The organism is Streptomyces sp. Ncost-T10-10d, from assembly GCF_900091955.1.
Classification (GTDB): Bacteria; Actinomycetota; Actinomycetes; order Streptomycetales; family Streptomycetaceae; genus Streptomyces.
In genome coordinates, this window is the sequence record NZ_FMDF01000160.1 from 37,545 (window position 1) to 52,038 (window position 14,494).

At 71.0% G+C, this 14,494-nt stretch carries 14 protein-coding genes; 9 read left to right on the forward strand and 5 right to left on the reverse strand.

Going from position 1 to position 14,494, the window contains the following annotated elements; translation table 11 throughout:
• The first annotated feature begins 55 nt into the window (after positions 1-55).
• The gene (locus GA0115254_RS28965) at positions 56-1,420 is read left to right on the forward strand and encodes an FAD-binding oxidoreductase (RefSeq protein WP_093898233.1); all 1,365 of its coding nucleotides are present in this window, start codon (positions 56-58) and stop codon (positions 1,418-1,420) included.
• Here the strand turns inward: GA0115254_RS28965 and GA0115254_RS28970 are convergent.
• Positions 1,401-1,997, reverse strand: a complete 597-nt coding sequence (locus GA0115254_RS28970; RefSeq protein ID WP_093898234.1) for a biotin transporter BioY — start codon at positions 1,995-1,997, stop codon at positions 1,401-1,403. The genes GA0115254_RS28965 and GA0115254_RS28970 overlap by 20 nt on opposite strands.
• Before the next feature lie 417 nt (positions 1,998-2,414).
• On the opposite strand from GA0115254_RS28970, the gene GA0115254_RS28975 reads away from it, so the two are divergent.
• The gene (locus GA0115254_RS28975; RefSeq protein WP_093898235.1) at positions 2,415-3,833 is read left to right on the forward strand and encodes an amino acid permease; all 1,419 of its coding nucleotides are present in this window, start codon (positions 2,415-2,417) and stop codon (positions 3,831-3,833) included.
• On the opposite strand, the gene GA0115254_RS28980 is transcribed toward GA0115254_RS28975, so the two are convergent.
• Together GA0115254_RS28980 and GA0115254_RS28985 are read right to left on the reverse strand one after the other, a co-directional pair.
• Positions 3,823-4,458: a histidine phosphatase family protein gene (locus tag GA0115254_RS28980; protein ID WP_093898236.1), complete on the reverse strand. Its 636-nt coding sequence runs from the start codon at positions 4,456-4,458 to the stop codon at positions 3,823-3,825. The two genes, GA0115254_RS28975 and GA0115254_RS28980, sit on opposite strands and share 11 nt — an antisense overlap.
• Positions 4,455-5,882 (reverse strand): FGGY-family carbohydrate kinase, encoded by a 1,428-nt coding sequence (locus GA0115254_RS28985; RefSeq protein WP_093898285.1) that lies wholly within the window; start codon positions 5,880-5,882, stop codon positions 4,455-4,457. Before GA0115254_RS28985 ends, GA0115254_RS28980 begins: the two co-directional genes overlap by 4 nt.
• 296 nt (positions 5,883-6,178) lie before the next feature.
• Between GA0115254_RS28985 and GA0115254_RS28990 the strand changes: the two genes are divergently transcribed.
• Genes GA0115254_RS28990 through GA0115254_RS29010 form a run of 5 tightly spaced genes read left to right on the forward strand, consistent with a single transcriptional unit; the run spans position 6,179 to position 9,964 of the window.
• Complete coding sequence (locus tag GA0115254_RS28990) at positions 6,179-6,316, forward strand: hypothetical protein (protein ID WP_256102836.1); 138 nt, start codon at positions 6,179-6,181, stop codon at positions 6,314-6,316.
• Complete coding sequence (locus tag GA0115254_RS28995; RefSeq protein WP_256102834.1) at positions 6,313-7,131, forward strand: DeoR/GlpR family DNA-binding transcription regulator; 819 nt, start codon at positions 6,313-6,315, stop codon at positions 7,129-7,131. The genes GA0115254_RS28990 and GA0115254_RS28995 overlap by 4 nt, the downstream gene beginning before the upstream one ends.
• Positions 7,132-7,162: 31 nt before the next feature.
• The gene (locus tag GA0115254_RS29000; RefSeq protein WP_093898238.1) at positions 7,163-7,513 is read left to right on the forward strand and encodes a TOBE domain-containing protein; all 351 of its coding nucleotides are present in this window, start codon (positions 7,163-7,165) and stop codon (positions 7,511-7,513) included.
• Complete coding sequence (locus GA0115254_RS29005) at positions 7,510-8,547, forward strand: NAD(P)-dependent oxidoreductase (protein ID WP_370740963.1); 1,038 nt, start codon at positions 7,510-7,512, stop codon at positions 8,545-8,547. The genes GA0115254_RS29000 and GA0115254_RS29005 overlap by 4 nt, the downstream gene beginning before the upstream one ends.
• Before the next feature lie 13 nt (positions 8,548-8,560).
• On the forward strand, positions 8,561-9,964 hold the full coding sequence (locus tag GA0115254_RS29010) for an FGGY-family carbohydrate kinase (RefSeq protein ID WP_093898239.1): 1,404 nt from the start codon (positions 8,561-8,563) through the stop codon (positions 9,962-9,964).
• 51 nt (positions 9,965-10,015) lie between these two features.
• On the opposite strand, the gene GA0115254_RS29015 is transcribed toward GA0115254_RS29010, so the two are convergent.
• Complete coding sequence (locus GA0115254_RS29015; protein WP_093898240.1) at positions 10,016-10,720, reverse strand: anti-sigma factor family protein; 705 nt, start codon at positions 10,718-10,720, stop codon at positions 10,016-10,018.
• Complete coding sequence (locus GA0115254_RS29020) at positions 10,713-11,294, reverse strand: RNA polymerase sigma factor (RefSeq protein WP_093898241.1); 582 nt, start codon at positions 11,292-11,294, stop codon at positions 10,713-10,715. The genes GA0115254_RS29015 and GA0115254_RS29020 overlap by 8 nt, the downstream gene beginning before the upstream one ends.
• A gap of 446 nt (positions 11,295-11,740) precedes the next feature.
• Between GA0115254_RS29020 and GA0115254_RS29025 the strand changes: the two genes are divergently transcribed.
• Together GA0115254_RS29025 and GA0115254_RS29030 are read left to right on the forward strand one after the other, a co-directional pair.
• Entirely contained in the window at positions 11,741-13,603 is a 1,863-nt protein-coding gene (locus tag GA0115254_RS29025; protein WP_093898242.1) for an ABC transporter ATP-binding protein, read from the forward strand.
• A 145-nt stretch (positions 13,604-13,748) separates the two neighbouring features.
• The gene (locus tag GA0115254_RS29030; RefSeq protein ID WP_093898243.1) at positions 13,749-14,390 is read left to right on the forward strand and encodes a superoxide dismutase; all 642 of its coding nucleotides are present in this window, start codon (positions 13,749-13,751) and stop codon (positions 14,388-14,390) included.
• Positions 14,391-14,494 lie beyond the last annotated feature (104 nt).

A 14,494-nucleotide genomic window follows, 5' to 3' on the forward strand; every position in this document is an offset into this window, starting at 1 on the left:
ACCGGGAAGGCTCTCCGTCGCACCGCCACCGAGCGAGCGAACGGAGAGCCTTCTCATGTCTTTTGCCCCTGCCCAGGTCCCTGCCGATGTCCCGGCCGGTTTCGAGACCGGCTTTCAGACCGGTTTCGCCATCCGTCCCGGCCTCGTCGTCGAGGCCGCCCACGCCGATGACGTACGGACCGCCGTGTCCGACGCCGCCGGGCGCGGCCTCCCGGTCCACGTCCACGCCACCGGTCACGGGCTGCCCGGGGCCGTCGAGGGCGGGGTACTGATCAGCACCCGCCGGATGGACTCCGTCCAGGTCGACCCGGTGCGCCGCACCGCCCGGATCGGCGCGGGCGTCACCTGGGGCCGGGTCATCGAGGCCGCCGCACCGCACGGACTCGCCCCGCTGAACGGCTCCTCCCCGGGTGTCGGCGCCGTCTCCTACACCCTCGGCGGCGGTCTGGGCGTACTGGCCAGGGAGTTCGGGTACGCCGCCGACCATGTGCGCGCACTCGACGTGGTGACCGCCGACGGCGTACTGCGCCATGTATCCCCCGACAGCGAGCCCGATCTCTTCTGGGCGCTGCGCGGCGGCGGGCACCGGCTCGGTGTCGTGACCGGCATGGAGATCGGGCTGGTCGAGGCCGGGCGGCTGTACGGCGGCTCCATCGCCTTCGACGGAGACGGAGGCCACGACGGAGACGGGGACCGGGACGGCGTGACGGCCGCCGAGGTGCTCCACCGTTATCTGGAGTGGACCCGGACCGTCCCCGACGCACTGACGTCATCGCTGTCCGCTCTGCGGTTCCCCGACGTCCCGCAGATGCCTGAGCCGATGCGCGGCCGGTATGTGATCTCGGTGCGGGTCGCGTACACCGGCAGCGCGACGGAGGGCGAGCGGCTGGTCGCGCCGCTTCGGGCGATCGGGCCCGCGCTCGCGGACTCGCTGCGGGAGATGCCGTACACCGACAGCCACACCATTCACAGCGACCCGCCGTTCCCGCACGCCTACTACGGCGACAGCGTGGTGCTCGGCGATCTGGACGCGGAGCGTGCCGTGCGCACGCTGGAGCTGACCGGGCCGAAGGCGCCGATGATGACCGTGGTCCAGCTCAACCACCTGGGCGGCGCGCTGGCCGTACGGCCCGCCGTCGACAACGCGGTGCCCTACCGCGAGGCCGGATTCCTGCTGCGGCTGCTGTCGCCGCTCGACGGCACGGATGTGGCGTCTGTACGGGCCCTCTACGCGGAGGTGGCCGCTGTGCTCGCCCCGCTCGCCCTGGGCCGTTCGCTGAACTTCTCCTTCGGCGGCGGAGACCGCACCGACGGCTTCCACGACGCGCGGACACAGAAGAGGCTCGCCGGTCTGGTGTCGCGTCACGACCCGGCGAGCCTCTTCGGAGGGAGCTACGGCATCAGCCGCGACGGCCGATGAGCTTCCAGGAAGCGGGCAGCGCGCCCATCGCCAGTGCCGCCTTCAGCGCGTCGCCGAGCAGGAACGGCACCAGGCCGGCCGCGATCGCGGCGCTCGCCGACATGCCGGTGGACAGCGCCAGGTACGGGACGCCGACCGCGTAGATGATCGCGGAGCCGACCACCATCGTGCCCGCGGTGCGCAGGACGGAGCGGTCTCCGCCACGACGGGCGAGGCCGCCGACCACGGTGGCGGCGAGCAGCATGCCGAGGACGTAGCCGAACGAGGCGCCGCCCGCACCGGAGCTGCCGCCCGCGAACCACGGCACGCCCGCCATGCCGACGAGCGCGTACACGGCGAGGGAGAGGAAGCCGCGGCGGGCGCCCAGCGCGGTGCCGACGAGGAGCGCGGCGAACGTCTGGCCGGTGACCGGGACCGGGGAGCCGGGGACCGGGACGGCGATCTGGGCGGCGATACCGGTGAGCGCGGCGCCACCGAGGACCAGGGCCGTGTCGACGGCGTAACGGTGCCGGGCGGCGGGCAGCAGGTCGGCGAGGACCGCTCCGGTACGGGCAGGGACGGCGGCAGCAGTGCTCATCGGGACTCCGCGGGGTGAGGGCAGGTGGGGACAGACTGAGGCTGACGTTAGCCCAAGGGTTAACGCTCGATCACCATCAGTGGCCCACAAAGCGGTGGTCGAGGCATTGGTGGGGTTCAAACAAAAGGGCTGACACAATCACACGATGGCGTGATGCTCGTCACTGAGGTGGGTACGGATCGGCTCATATTTTGCCGGCAGAGGCCGTCGGGAGAGACTGTAGGTTCCTGCCAAAACCGTCCAGGAACCGCTCAGGGTCCGGCCGGCGACCGCACCGGCCGTCACCCCGTGCCCGGGTGCGCACCTTCGGTGAGCATCGTGCCCGTATAGCGGACAGCGGTTCCCTGTGAACGGGGTGCGCGCTCAGACTGTGCGCGCACGTCCCCCCACGTCTCACCTACCGAACAGAGCTTGTCCATGTCTCGGAATTCCGCGTCTCCCCCCACCGGCTCCCCGGTCGCCGTCTCCGACGCCAGGACCGATTCGGCGCTCACCCACGGCCTCAAGCAGCGCCATCTTTCGATGATCGCCCTCGGCGGCGTCATCGGCGCCGGACTCTTCGTCGGCTCGGGCGCGGGCATCGCCGCCGCGGGCCCGTCGATCATCATCGCGTACGCCGTCTCCGGGCTGCTGGTCATGCTCGTGATGCGGATGCTCGGCGAGATGTCGGCCGCGAACCCGGCCTCCGGCTCCTTCTCCGTCCATGCGGAGCGGGCGATAGGGCCGTGGGCGGGGTTCACCGTGGGCTGGGCGTTCTGGGTGCTGCTCTGTGTCGCCGTCGGCCTGGAGGGCATCGGCGCGGCGAAGATCGTCACCGGCTGGCTGCCCGGTACGCCGGAGTGGGCCTGGGTCGCGCTGTTCATGGTGGTCTTCCTGGGCACGAACCTGGCCTCGGTGAAGAAGTTCGGCGAGTTCGAGTTCTGGTTCGCCGCCCTCAAGGTCGTGGCGATCACGCTCTTCCTGGTCCTGGGTGTGCTGGCGATCCTCGGTGTGCTGCCCGGTACGGACGCCCCCGGCACCACCAACCTCAAGGGCGAGGGCGGCTTCATGCCGAACGGTGCCGAGGGCCTGGTGATCGGACTGCTCGCCTCCGTCTTCGCGTACGGCGGTCTGGAGACCGTCACCATCGCAGCGGCCGAGTCCGAGAACCCGGTGCAGGGTGTCGCCAAGGCCGTGCGGACGGCGATGTGGCGGATCGCGCTCTTCTACGTCGGCTCGATGGCGGTCGTCGTCACGCTGGTCCCGTGGGACGACCCGAAGGTCGTGGAGGTCGGCCCGTTCTACGCGGCCCTGGACCACCTCGGCATCAGCGGCGCCGCGGAGATCATGAACGTGGTCATCCTGGTAGCCCTGCTCTCCGCGATGAACGCCAACATCTACGGCGCCTCGCGCATGGCCTGTTCGCTGGTCGCCCGTGGCCAGGGCCCGAAGCGGCTCGGCAGGATCTCCTCGGGCGTCCCGCGCACGGCCGTCCTGGTCTCGTCCGTGTTCGGCTTCCTGTGCGTGCTGCTCAGCTACTGGCGGCCCGACGACGTCTTCCCGTGGCTGCTCAACATGATCGGCGCGGTGATCCTCGTCGTCTGGATCTTCATCGCCCTCTCCCAGGTGATCCTTCGCGACCGGCTGGAGCGCGAGGCCCCTGAGAAGCTCGTCGTACGGATGTGGCTCTTCCCGGTCCTGACGGTGGTGGCGCTCCTGGCGATGCTCGGCATCTTCGTCCTGATGCTGCGTGAGCCGGACACCCGTGACCAGCTGATGGCGTCCGGCGTCCTGACCGTCGTACTGGCGGCCATCGGTGTCGTACGGCAGCGGCGGTCCGTCGCCGTCAAGGGCTGACGTCCGGTACGCACGGCACATTGAGGGAGAGCAGCGCACCGCCCTGCTCCCCGATCCGCACCTCGCTCACCGCCGTGTTCCGCAACCGCGGGAAGACCCGGCGGTAGGCGCCCAGCGGAATCGACAGCAGCTCGCACAGCACGAGCCGCAGCAGTGTGTTGTGCGCGACGACCAGCACCCGCTGCCCCGGGTGCCCGTCCGCGATCCGGCGCAGTGCCATCACCCCCCGGGCCGCCGCCGACCGGGGGTCCTCGGCACCCGGGAAGGGGTGGGTCACCGGGTCGGCGCGGTACTCCCGGGCCCGCTCCGGGTGCTCGGCCGCGAACTCCGCCAGGGTGCGCCCCTCCACCTCACCGAAATCGCATTCGCGCAGGTCGTGTTCGCGCCGGGGGACGAGACCGAGCGCGCGGCACGCGGGCTCTGCCGTCTCGATCGCGCGCCTGAGCGTCGACGTACAGATCGCGTCGACCGGGTGCCGGGCCGCCCACTCGCCCAGTTGCCCGGCCTGGCGGCGTCCTTCGTCGGTGAGGGCGATGTCACTGACCCCGGCGTAGCGGTTCTCCGCATGCCAGACGGTCTGACCGTGGCGGGCGAGCAGCAGGGTGGCGCTCGGACGGGCGGTCATGGCTTCTCCGTTCGGGTACGGGCGTGGGCGGCGACCGGGCCGGGGAGCCAGCCGCGTCGCTCCAGTTCGTCCACCAGCGTGAGGTACGACTCGGTGTACCACGCGGTACGCACCGGGTGCGGGCGCAGCACGTGCCGCAGCCGCACCATCCGCCCCGCCGCCTCCTGCAGCGTGGCCGTGGCCCGCGCCCCGTATGCCGCGAGCACGGCCATGCCGAGCGCCGGTTCGCTGTACTGCGGGATGTACACGGGCCGGCCCAGGATGTCGGCGCGCAACCGGCTCCAGTAGCCGCTGCGGACCGCGCCGCCGGTGAAGGTGAGCCGGCCGTACAGCTGGGCGCCGAGCAGGTCGAGGTAGTCGAGACAGAGTCGTTCGACCAGGCCCACCCCGGTCAGCAGGGCCGCCCAGTGCTCGGCGTCCGAGCCGGGCTCGCCGAGCAGGAAGCCGGTCGCCTCCGGCGCGACGAAGGGAAAGCGTTCGCCCGTCCCGGCGAGGGGGTACGCCACCACGCGCGCCGGTTCGTGTGCGCGGGCCAGCGCGTCCAGGCGGGCCGGGTCCCCGCCCGGGAAGGCAGCGGCCAGCGTCCCGCCGCCGACCCCGGAGGCACCGCCGGGCAGCCAGCGGCCGTCCGGGGCACGGTGGTTGTAGACCACCCCGGCCGGGTCCGCGACCGGCGACGAGGTGACCCCCTTGAGGACCAGCGTCGTGCCGAGCACCGAATTCCAGGAGCCCACGGTGAGCCCGCCGGAGGCGATCTGCGCCGCGCACCCGTCCGTCATCCCGGCCACCAGGAGCGTGCCCGCCGGAATCCCGGTCTCCTCGGCCGCCGCCCGTCCCACCTCGCCGATCCGCCGGCCCGGCCGCACCACGTCCGGGAACAGCCCGTCGGGCAGGCCGAGCTTTCCGAACCTCCGGTGCGGCCAGGCGTCCCGTTCCAGGTCGTAGCCGGTCTTCAGGGCGTGGCTGGAGTCGGTGGGCAGCGGGGTCCCGGCGAGCCGCGCCAGGACCAGATCGGCCTGATGCATGACCCGTACGGTGCCGCCCGCGCCTCGCCCGTACTCCCGCAGCAGCCACATCGCCTTGGGCAACGCCCAGCTGGGCGGGGTCCGGGCCCTGGCCGCCTCGGTCACGGCGCGCCCGTCGTCGTACATCACCCCCGGGGTCAGTGGCCGTCCTTCCCGGTCGCCGAGCAGAACGGTGCCGGAGGTGGCGCAGACGGCGAGCGCACGCGGCGCGGGGCAGTCGCGCAGTGCCTGGCGGCTGGCCGCGCACACGGCCGTCCACCAGTCGAGGGGCCGCTGCTCATGCCGAACACCGTCGCGTCTGCCCGCGAGCGGGGCGGAGCCGCTGCCGAGTATCTCGCCGCGGTCTCCTGCCACCACCGCACGGACGCTCTGCGTGCCGAGATCGATACCCATCCACATATCGGCCCTCTCTGTGAACTTCTCACTCTGCACCGAGAATTTCCGTTGCGCGAGGGATTGACGGCCAACTTCCATTGTTCCAAGCTCTGTTAACCAGTCGACTCAACGTGTGAACGGGCACCGCCCCCACTCGTCTCCCGCCGGACCGTGGAGGTCACGGATGGACATGAACGCGCACGCCCGGCGACGGTTCCTCGCCATCGGCGCGGCGGCGGCCGCGTCCGCCACCCCGCTGCTCAGTCACCGAGCTGCTGGGCCGGGCCACCGAGGTCACGGTCAGGATCGGCGGGCAGCAGCTGTCCCTCGTCGTCCCGCGCGCCGAGGCGGTGGGCCTGAGACCCGACCGTCCGGTCCGGCTCTCCGTGCCGCCTGAGAGTCTGCTGCTGTTCGAGGCCGACCGGCCGGCACGTCCAGGACGAAGGATCAGCACGTGAGCAACGTTCCGCAGCGGGGCCCCGCCCCACGCCAGGCATCCATAGCCGAGTACGTCCTCGCGCAGGGCGAGGTGAGCGCCGCCGAACTCGCAGAGCGTTTCGACGTCAGCCTGATGACCATCCACCGCGATCTGGACGAGCTGGAACGACAGGGCATCGTCCGCAAGTTCCGCGGCGGTGTCACCGCCCAGCCCTCCGGCGTCTTCGAGTCGAACGTCTCCTACCGGCTGAAGACGATGCGCGCCGAGAAGGCCGCCGTCGCCGAACGGGCCCTGCGGCTCATCGAGCCGGGCATGGCGGTGATGCTCGACGATTCGACGTCCACGCTGGAGATCGCGCGCAGGCTGCGCTCCATCACTCCGCTGACCGTCGTCACCAACTTCCTCGAAGCGATCAACCTGCTGTCGCAGGAGCGCGGCATCCATCTGATGGGCCTCGGCGGCGACTTCGACCCGCTGCACTCCTCGTTCCTCGGCGTCTCGTGCGTGGAGGCGGTCCAGTCGCTCCAGGTCGACATCTGTTTCACCTCCACCTCCGCCGTGTCCGGCGGTTACGCCTACCACCAGGAACAGCACATCGTCTCCGTCAAGCGGGCGATGCTCGACTCGGCGAGCCGCAATGTGCTGCTGCTCGACCACTCCAAGCTGGGCCGGGTGGCCCTGCACCGGCTCGCCCCGCTCTCCCGCTTCGATCTGCTGCTGGTCGACGACGGGGCGTCGGACCGGGCACTGCGCGAACTCGACGAGCACAAGGTGCCCTACGAGGTCTGCGGCACCGGCCGGGAACCCGGAGCGGGAGGCGGCGATGACGGGTGACTGAACCGACCCTGCGCGCACTGCGCAAGACCTGCACCGGACGCGGGGGCCGGGTACGGCCGACGGGGCGGGCGGGGTCCGCCTCTCGGGCTCCGTGCGCATCCCCGTACCGCAGCGGCCCGCGGCGGGGCGCGCGGTGGTGCTCGGCATCCGCCCGGAGGACCTGCGCCTGGACGACGCGGGTGTACGGGCCCGGGTCGCCGCCCATGAACCCCTGCTGGAATCCGGCATCGCCACGCCCTCGCTCGACGGCGTGGCGAAGCCGCTGGTCGTCGCGACCGGTCCGGAGGCACGGCTCGACCGGGACGACACCGTACGCATCACCGCCGATCCCCGGCACATCCATGTCTTCGACACCCGGACAGGAGACGCTCTGCGATGACCCGCCCCATGACGGTCCGCCCCGCGACGAGGATTCTGGTCGCCGGTGACCGTTTCGTCCGCAACTCCCTGATCGCCGAGGCCCTCCACCACGCTCTCGGCCCGGAGCACCATCTCACCGAACTCACCCTCCCCTGGCCCCTGGAGCCCTTCGGCAAGGTCGCCGAGGTCGACGAGGCGAGCGACGTCGAGGACGCACTGATCCGCGCCCTGGACGGGGTCGAGGTGTGCGTGACGCAGATGGGCCCGTTCACGGAACGGGTCCTGGCCGCCGCACCCGATCTGCGGCTGGTCGTGGTCTGCCGGGGCGGCCCGGTCAATGTGAACGCAGCCGCGGCACGGGCCCGGGGTGTGCGGGTGTGCTTCGCGCCCGGACGCAATGCGGCGGCGACCGCCGAGTTCACCGTGGGGCTGATGCTCTCGGCCCTGCGCCGCATCCCCGAGGCCCACCGCTCCCTCGCCGTCGACGGCCGCTGGGACGCCTCCCACTACACGTACGAGAACTGCGGCCTGGAGCTGGAGGACACTCCCGTCGGCCTGATCGGTTACGGCGCGGTCGGCAGCCGGGTGGCCCGGGTACTCTCCGCGTTCGGCGCCGAGGTCGAGGTGTACGACCCGTATGTGCGCGGCGACGTCCACGGCATGCGCGCCACCTCACTGGAGGCGCTCCTGGACCGCTCCCGCGTCCTCACCCTGCACGCCCGGCTCACCCCGGAGACCCGGCATCTCATCGGCGCCCGCGAACTGGCCCTGCTGCCGCGTGGCGCGGTCCTCGTGAACGCGGCCCGGGGCGGGTTGCTGGACACGGACGCGCTGTGCGACGCCCTGGACTCGGGGCAGTTGCGGGCCGCGGCGCTGGACACATACGAGCAGGAGCCGCCCCCGCCCACGTCACGGCTCTTCCGCACCCCGCGTCTGCTGATGACCCCGCATGTGGCGGGCGCCAGCCGGCCGGTCGCGCAGAAGGCGGCCCGGATCGCTGCGGCCGAGGTGGCGCGCTACGTGCGGGGCGAACCTCTCGCCCACGCACTGTGAGGGGAGCCTGTCCATGACGAGGTACATCGGCATCGATGCCGGCACATCCGTGGTGAAGGCCGCGGCCTTCGACCCGCAGGGCCGCACGCTGGCCGTCGAATCCCGCCCCGTGGGGCTCACGATCCGCGGCGGTTTCGTGGAGCAGGACATGGAGGAGGTGTACGGGGCGGTCTGCGAGGTCCTGGCCGCGCTGGGCACCGACGGGGTCGCGTTCGCCGGCCTCACCGGTCAGGGCGACGGCGTCTGGCTGGTCGACGCGGCGGGCCGGCCGGTGCGTACGGCGATCTCCTGGATGGACGGCCGAGCCCATGAACTGGTCGACGCCTGGCTGGCGTCCGGTGTCTTCGGAGCCGTCTACCGGCGCACCGGCAGCGCGATGTTCCCGGGCTGTCCGGGCCCGGTGCTGGCCTGGCTCGACCGTCACGACCCGGCCTCGCTCGACGCGGCGACGACCGCCCTGTACTGCAAGGACATGGTGTTCCAGCGTCTGACGGGGGTCCGGGCCACGGATGTCTCCGATGCGTCGATGCCGTTCCTGGACCCGATGACCCGTATGTACTCCTCGGATGTCGTGGCCGCACTCGGCCTCGGTCACCGGGCTTCGCTCCTCGCCCCGGTCAGCGATCCGGTCGCCACCGCCGAACTCCCCTCCGGGGTACGGATATCCAACGGTCCTTACGATCTGCCGGCCTCCGCCCTGGGGGCGGGCGTCACCCGTCCCGGCGACGGTCTGCTGATCGTCGGCACCTGCCTGGCCGCGCTGGTGGCCACGGAGCGGCTCGATCTGGACGGCGAGCCGGCGGGTCTGTACATCTCCACCGACCGACCGGGCCACTGGCTGCGCGCCATGCCGGCGATGGTCGGCACCGCGGCCCTCGACTGGATCCTGGCCACCACCGGCGTACGCCATGCGGAGGTCGACTCGCTCCTCGCCGCCACTCCGCCCGGCGCGAACGGTGTCCGCGTGCTCCCCTATTTCGCCCCGTCCGGCGAACGCGCCCCGTTCGTCGAGCCGCGCCTGCGGGCCGAGCTGACCGGCGTGTCGCTGGAGACCACCCCGGCGGATCTGATCCGCGCGGTCTGCGAGGGCATCGGCTTCGCCGCCCGCCACTGCCTGGAGGCCGCGGGCCTCACCGGCACCCTCGCCCTGTGCGGCGGCGGCACCCGCTCCCCTGCCTGGATGCGCCTGTTCGCCGATGTGCTGGGCCGGCCGGTCCGGATCGTGGAGGGCGAGGTCGGTGCGCGGGGCGCGGTGCTCGCGGCGGCACAGCGCTTCGGCGCGGAGTTGGACACGGCTGCCTGGACGGCCCCGGCAGAGGTCGTCGAACCGGACCCGGAACGGGCGGTGTTCTATGCGAAGGCGTACGAGGACCACCTGGCCCGGCTCGCCGCGGCCCGTACGCACGCCCGCGCATGAGCACTCGTTCCCGGTCCGAGGACACGCACCACCGGCGCCGGTCCCCGCCCCTCAGCTGTGGAACTGGTTGAAGGTGGCACTTGCGAGCAGGGAGCCGTCCGCGTTGAGCAGGCGGACGCCGGTGACCGGTGATGTGCCGGCGAGGTAGGGCCCGCCCCAGGAGCCGTAGCCGTCGTCATTGAGGGTGAAGGAACCGATCTTGACGATGGAGCCGTCGGCCCGCTGCAACTGGCAGCGGACGGTGCCGGAGTGCCCGTCGGCGTCCACCGCCATGTACAACCAGGGCGAGGACCCGGTGTAGAGGTAGACCTGCCCGAACGACTGGCCCGCGTGGGCGAGTTGAGCGGTGAGCAGCCGCGGTTGCACCGGGACGACGATGGGCGCGACCGGGACCGGACGGCCGACGGACGCACCCAGCACCCAACCGCCGCCACCGAGGGCGAGGCCCGCTGCCGCTGCCGCCGCGGCGAGGGCGAACCGCCGCCACTGCACGCGCCGGCGCGGCCGTCGCCCGGAGGAGAGCCCGAGCCGGTCGATCACCCTGTCCTCGAAGCCGACCGGCGGTTCGCTGCCGGGTACAAGATCCAGCAGCGCGTCCGACGCCGCCGTCAGCTCGTGGACGTATTCGCGGCAGGCCGGGCAGTGCTCCAGGTGGTCCATCACCCCGGCCCGGTCCTCGGCGGGCAGCACGCCGAGCGCCAGCTCCGCGCCGATCTCCCGGAGCTGCTCACAGCTGAACCCGCCGTTGTCAGTCATGGTCCACCTGCCTCGTCGCGAGCGACGCCCGGACCTTGCCCATGGCCGTCCTTATCCGGGTCTTGGCAGTACCGAGCGGTATCTCCTCGATGTCGGCGACCTGCTGAGCCGTCATCCCGTAGATCCCTGCCATCACCAGAGCCCGCGCCTGCTCCCGTGGCAGTGCGCCGACCGCGCGGCGCAGTTCCACCGCGGTCTCGGTGGAGAGTGCATGCCGCTCCGGTGTGTCCGTGATGGTCTCCATCATGTTCTCCAGGTCTGCGGGGTCGACCGGAGTGGCCTTGCGCGCGCGTACGGCGTCGATCGCGAGGTTGTGTGCGATGGCCGCCAGCCAGGTGGGCACCGATCCCCGGCGCGGGTCGTAGACCTGAGCGTGTCGGCAGGCACGCTCGAAGGTCTGCTGGGCGATGTCCTCGGCGAGCTGGACATCACCCACCACGGCGATGGCCACGCCGAAGACCCGACGCTGGAACCGCCGGACGAAGGCCACGGCGATCTCGGGGTCGCCGGTCATGAGCCCGGCCAGCAGCGCTTCGTCGGGCACCCGCTCCAGGGGTATGCCAATCCTGCGCATACTCCTTACGTAACACGGGCCCGCAGGGATTGCCTGCGCCGGGCAACCCCGGCGCGGTGGAAGGACTGGCACAGGACCGCGGCATCAGTGCGCGGCGAAGACGGTGGACTGACCCGGGTACGAAAATTTCCTGAAACAGGCAATCCCCTGAGCACTCCGGAGCGTATTCCATCTGGAAGCCTCTTCAGGAGGGAAGCTCATGGCGATCTTCAGTCATCTCATCCCCGCGAGAAGCGGTCACGACATGAGGGACACGTCGCGGCGCTTCGACGACAACGGAAGGGACCATCGTGGCCACCGTGGTCACGACCACGGCCACGACCACGACCACGGTCACGGCCACGGTCACGGCGGCCACCGCGATCACCGCTGGTGATCGCGCAGGACGGCCGGGCGGGCCCGGGCTCTTGGTCCGCCCGGCCGGCAATCTTTGAGGAACGCGTCTTATGAGGCGTGTCTCGCTTCATGTGCTGCGGCGGCTGCTGTCGGTGGCCGATGACCCCGACGCAGTCGTCGCCGCCGCGCCGCCCGTGGCACCGCGTGAGGCGTTCCGGCGGTTCTGGCCCTATACACGCGGCGGCCGGCACTGGCTCGTTCCGGTACTCGTCTTCAGCATGGCCGGACCCGTCATCGACGCGGCCGAGATCTGGCTGTTCAAAGTCGTGGTGGACGACGTCCTCGTTCCGCGCGATCTGCGTCCCTTCCTCTGGATCGCCCTGGCATACGCAGGGCTCGTCATCTGCTCCGGCGTTCTGGGATTCGCCGACGACGTGACCTCCACCTGGGTCAGTGAGCATTTCCTGCTGGCCCTTCGGTCGGATGTGTTCCGGCACGTCCAGGGCCTCTCACTCGGGTTCTTCGAACGGCGACGGCTGGGGGACCTGCTGTCGCGTATCACCGGCGATGTCGACGCGGTCGAGACGTTCCTCCTCTCGGGGGTGGCGGACGGCCTGTACTACGTGATCCGGTTGGGCGTCTTCCTCGGTCTGCTGTTCTACCTGCGGTGGGACCTGACCCTCCTCGCGCTCGTCATCGTGCCGCTCTTCTGGTGGGCGGCCCGGCGCTTCTCCCGGCTGATCAAGGCCGCATCGCGCGAGCGGCGGCGGCGCAGCGGCTCCATCAGCGCGATCGCCGAGGAGTCACTCGGCAACATCGCCCTGGTGCAGGCGTACAACCGGCAGGAGTCGGAGGATCGACGGTTCGAACGCGAGAGTGTGGGCAAGTTCCGCGCGGCGATGACCTCGGCGCGCATCCGCGCCGTCTACGGCCCGATCGTCGACGTCATCGAGCTGGCCGGCGGGCTGGCCGTCATGGGCCTGGGCACGTGGAAGTTGGCGCAGGGTCAGCTCACCCTGGGCGGGCTGCTGGTCTTCCTCGCGCTGCTGGGCAATCTCTACGGTCCGATCCGCGACCTGTCCCACCTCGCCAACACGTTCTACGCGGCGTCCGCCTCCGCCGAGCGGATCATCGAGCTGCTCGACCAGCGCCCCCAGGTCGTCGACGCCGCCCACGCCCGACGGATCGGGCGCGCCCGGGGCGACATCGAGTTCCGCGGCGTCTGTTTCCGCTATCCGGGTACGTCCCGGTGGGCGCTCTTGGACGTGTCGTTCCACGTGACGCCCGGCACGACGCTGGCACTGGTCGGCGCGAGCGGTGCCGGTAAATCCACGGTCGGGAAGCTTCAACTGCGCTTCTACGACCCGGACCGGGGCGCCATCCTCCTCGACGGCACCGACCTGAGGGACCTCCAGCTGTCCGAGCTGCGCGAGAACGTCGCGGTGGTCCTCCAGGAGACGCTGGTCTTCCACGGCACCGTACGGGAGAACATCGCCTACGGCCGTCCGGACGCCGCGGAGGCGGACATCGTCGCGGCGGCCCGCGCCGCCGACGCCCACGACTTCATCCAGCTGCTGCCCGAGGGCTACGACACCCTGGTGGGCCAGCGTGGCCGAACACTGTCCGGCGGGCAGGCCCAGCGCCTCGCGATCGCCCGCGCGATGATCAGGGACGCACCCGTACTGCTCCTGGACGAACCGACCACCGGCCTGGACGCCCGGTCGGGCCGCCGGATCATGGAACCGCTGCGCCGGCTCATGGCCGGGCGGACCACCATCGTCATCTCCCACAACCTGTTCACCGTCCGCGACGCCACATCCACCGTGGTGCTGGACCGTGGCCGGGTCGTCGAGTACGGAACGCACGAAGACCTGCTCCTGCGCGGCGGAACCTATGCCCGGCTGCACCGGCTGAACGAAGTGACCGGCCCCGCCCTCGCCGGCGCCCCATCCCCACGGAAGGTTCTCCCATGAGCCGCGCCACAGCCGGGCCGGCCCCGCCTCTCGCCCCGGCGTCCTAGTCCGAAGGACTGATCACCTCCACCCCCCTCCTGCTGTTAGCCTGCTCTTGCATATAGGTTGCAATAACAACAGGACAGCAGCTGAAAGGTTCGACCACATGGCCACGTACACGCTTCCGGAACTCCCGTACGACTACGCGGCGCTCGAACCGGTCATCAATCCGCAGATCATCGAGCTCCACCACGACAAGCACCACGCCGCCTATGTGAAGGGTGCGAACGACACCCTGGAGCAGCTGGCGGAGGCGCGCGACAAGGAGGCATGGGGAGCGATCAACGGGCTCCAGAAGAACCTCGCGTTCCACCTCTCCGGCCACATCCTGCACTCGATCTACTGGCACAACATGACCGGCGACGGCGGCGGCGAGCCCCTCGCGGCGGACGGTGTCGGCGACCTCGCGGACGCGATCACCGAGTCGTTCGGCTCGTTCGCCGGCTTCAAGTCCCAGCTGACGAAGGCCGCGGCCACCACGCAGGGCTCCGGCTGGGGCGTCCTCGCGTACGAGCCGGTGAGCGGAAAGCTGATCGTCGAGCAGGTCTACGACCACCAGGGCAATGTCGGCCAGGGCTCCGTTCCGATCCTGGTCTTCGACGCCTGGGAGCACGCCTTCTATCTCCAGTACAAGAACCAGAAGGTCGACTTCATCGAGGCGATGTGGGCCGTCGTCAACTGGCAGGACGTGGCGAAGCGTTACGCGGCCGCCAAGGAGCGCGCCGACGTACTGCTGCTCGCCCCTTGACCGGGAGGCGCAGATACGTCCTGCCTCGTGATCGTCTTCTCAACCTTCACCGGGCAGGCGGATGAAGGGGGGACCCTCGCCTGGACGTGACAGGCGAGGGTCCT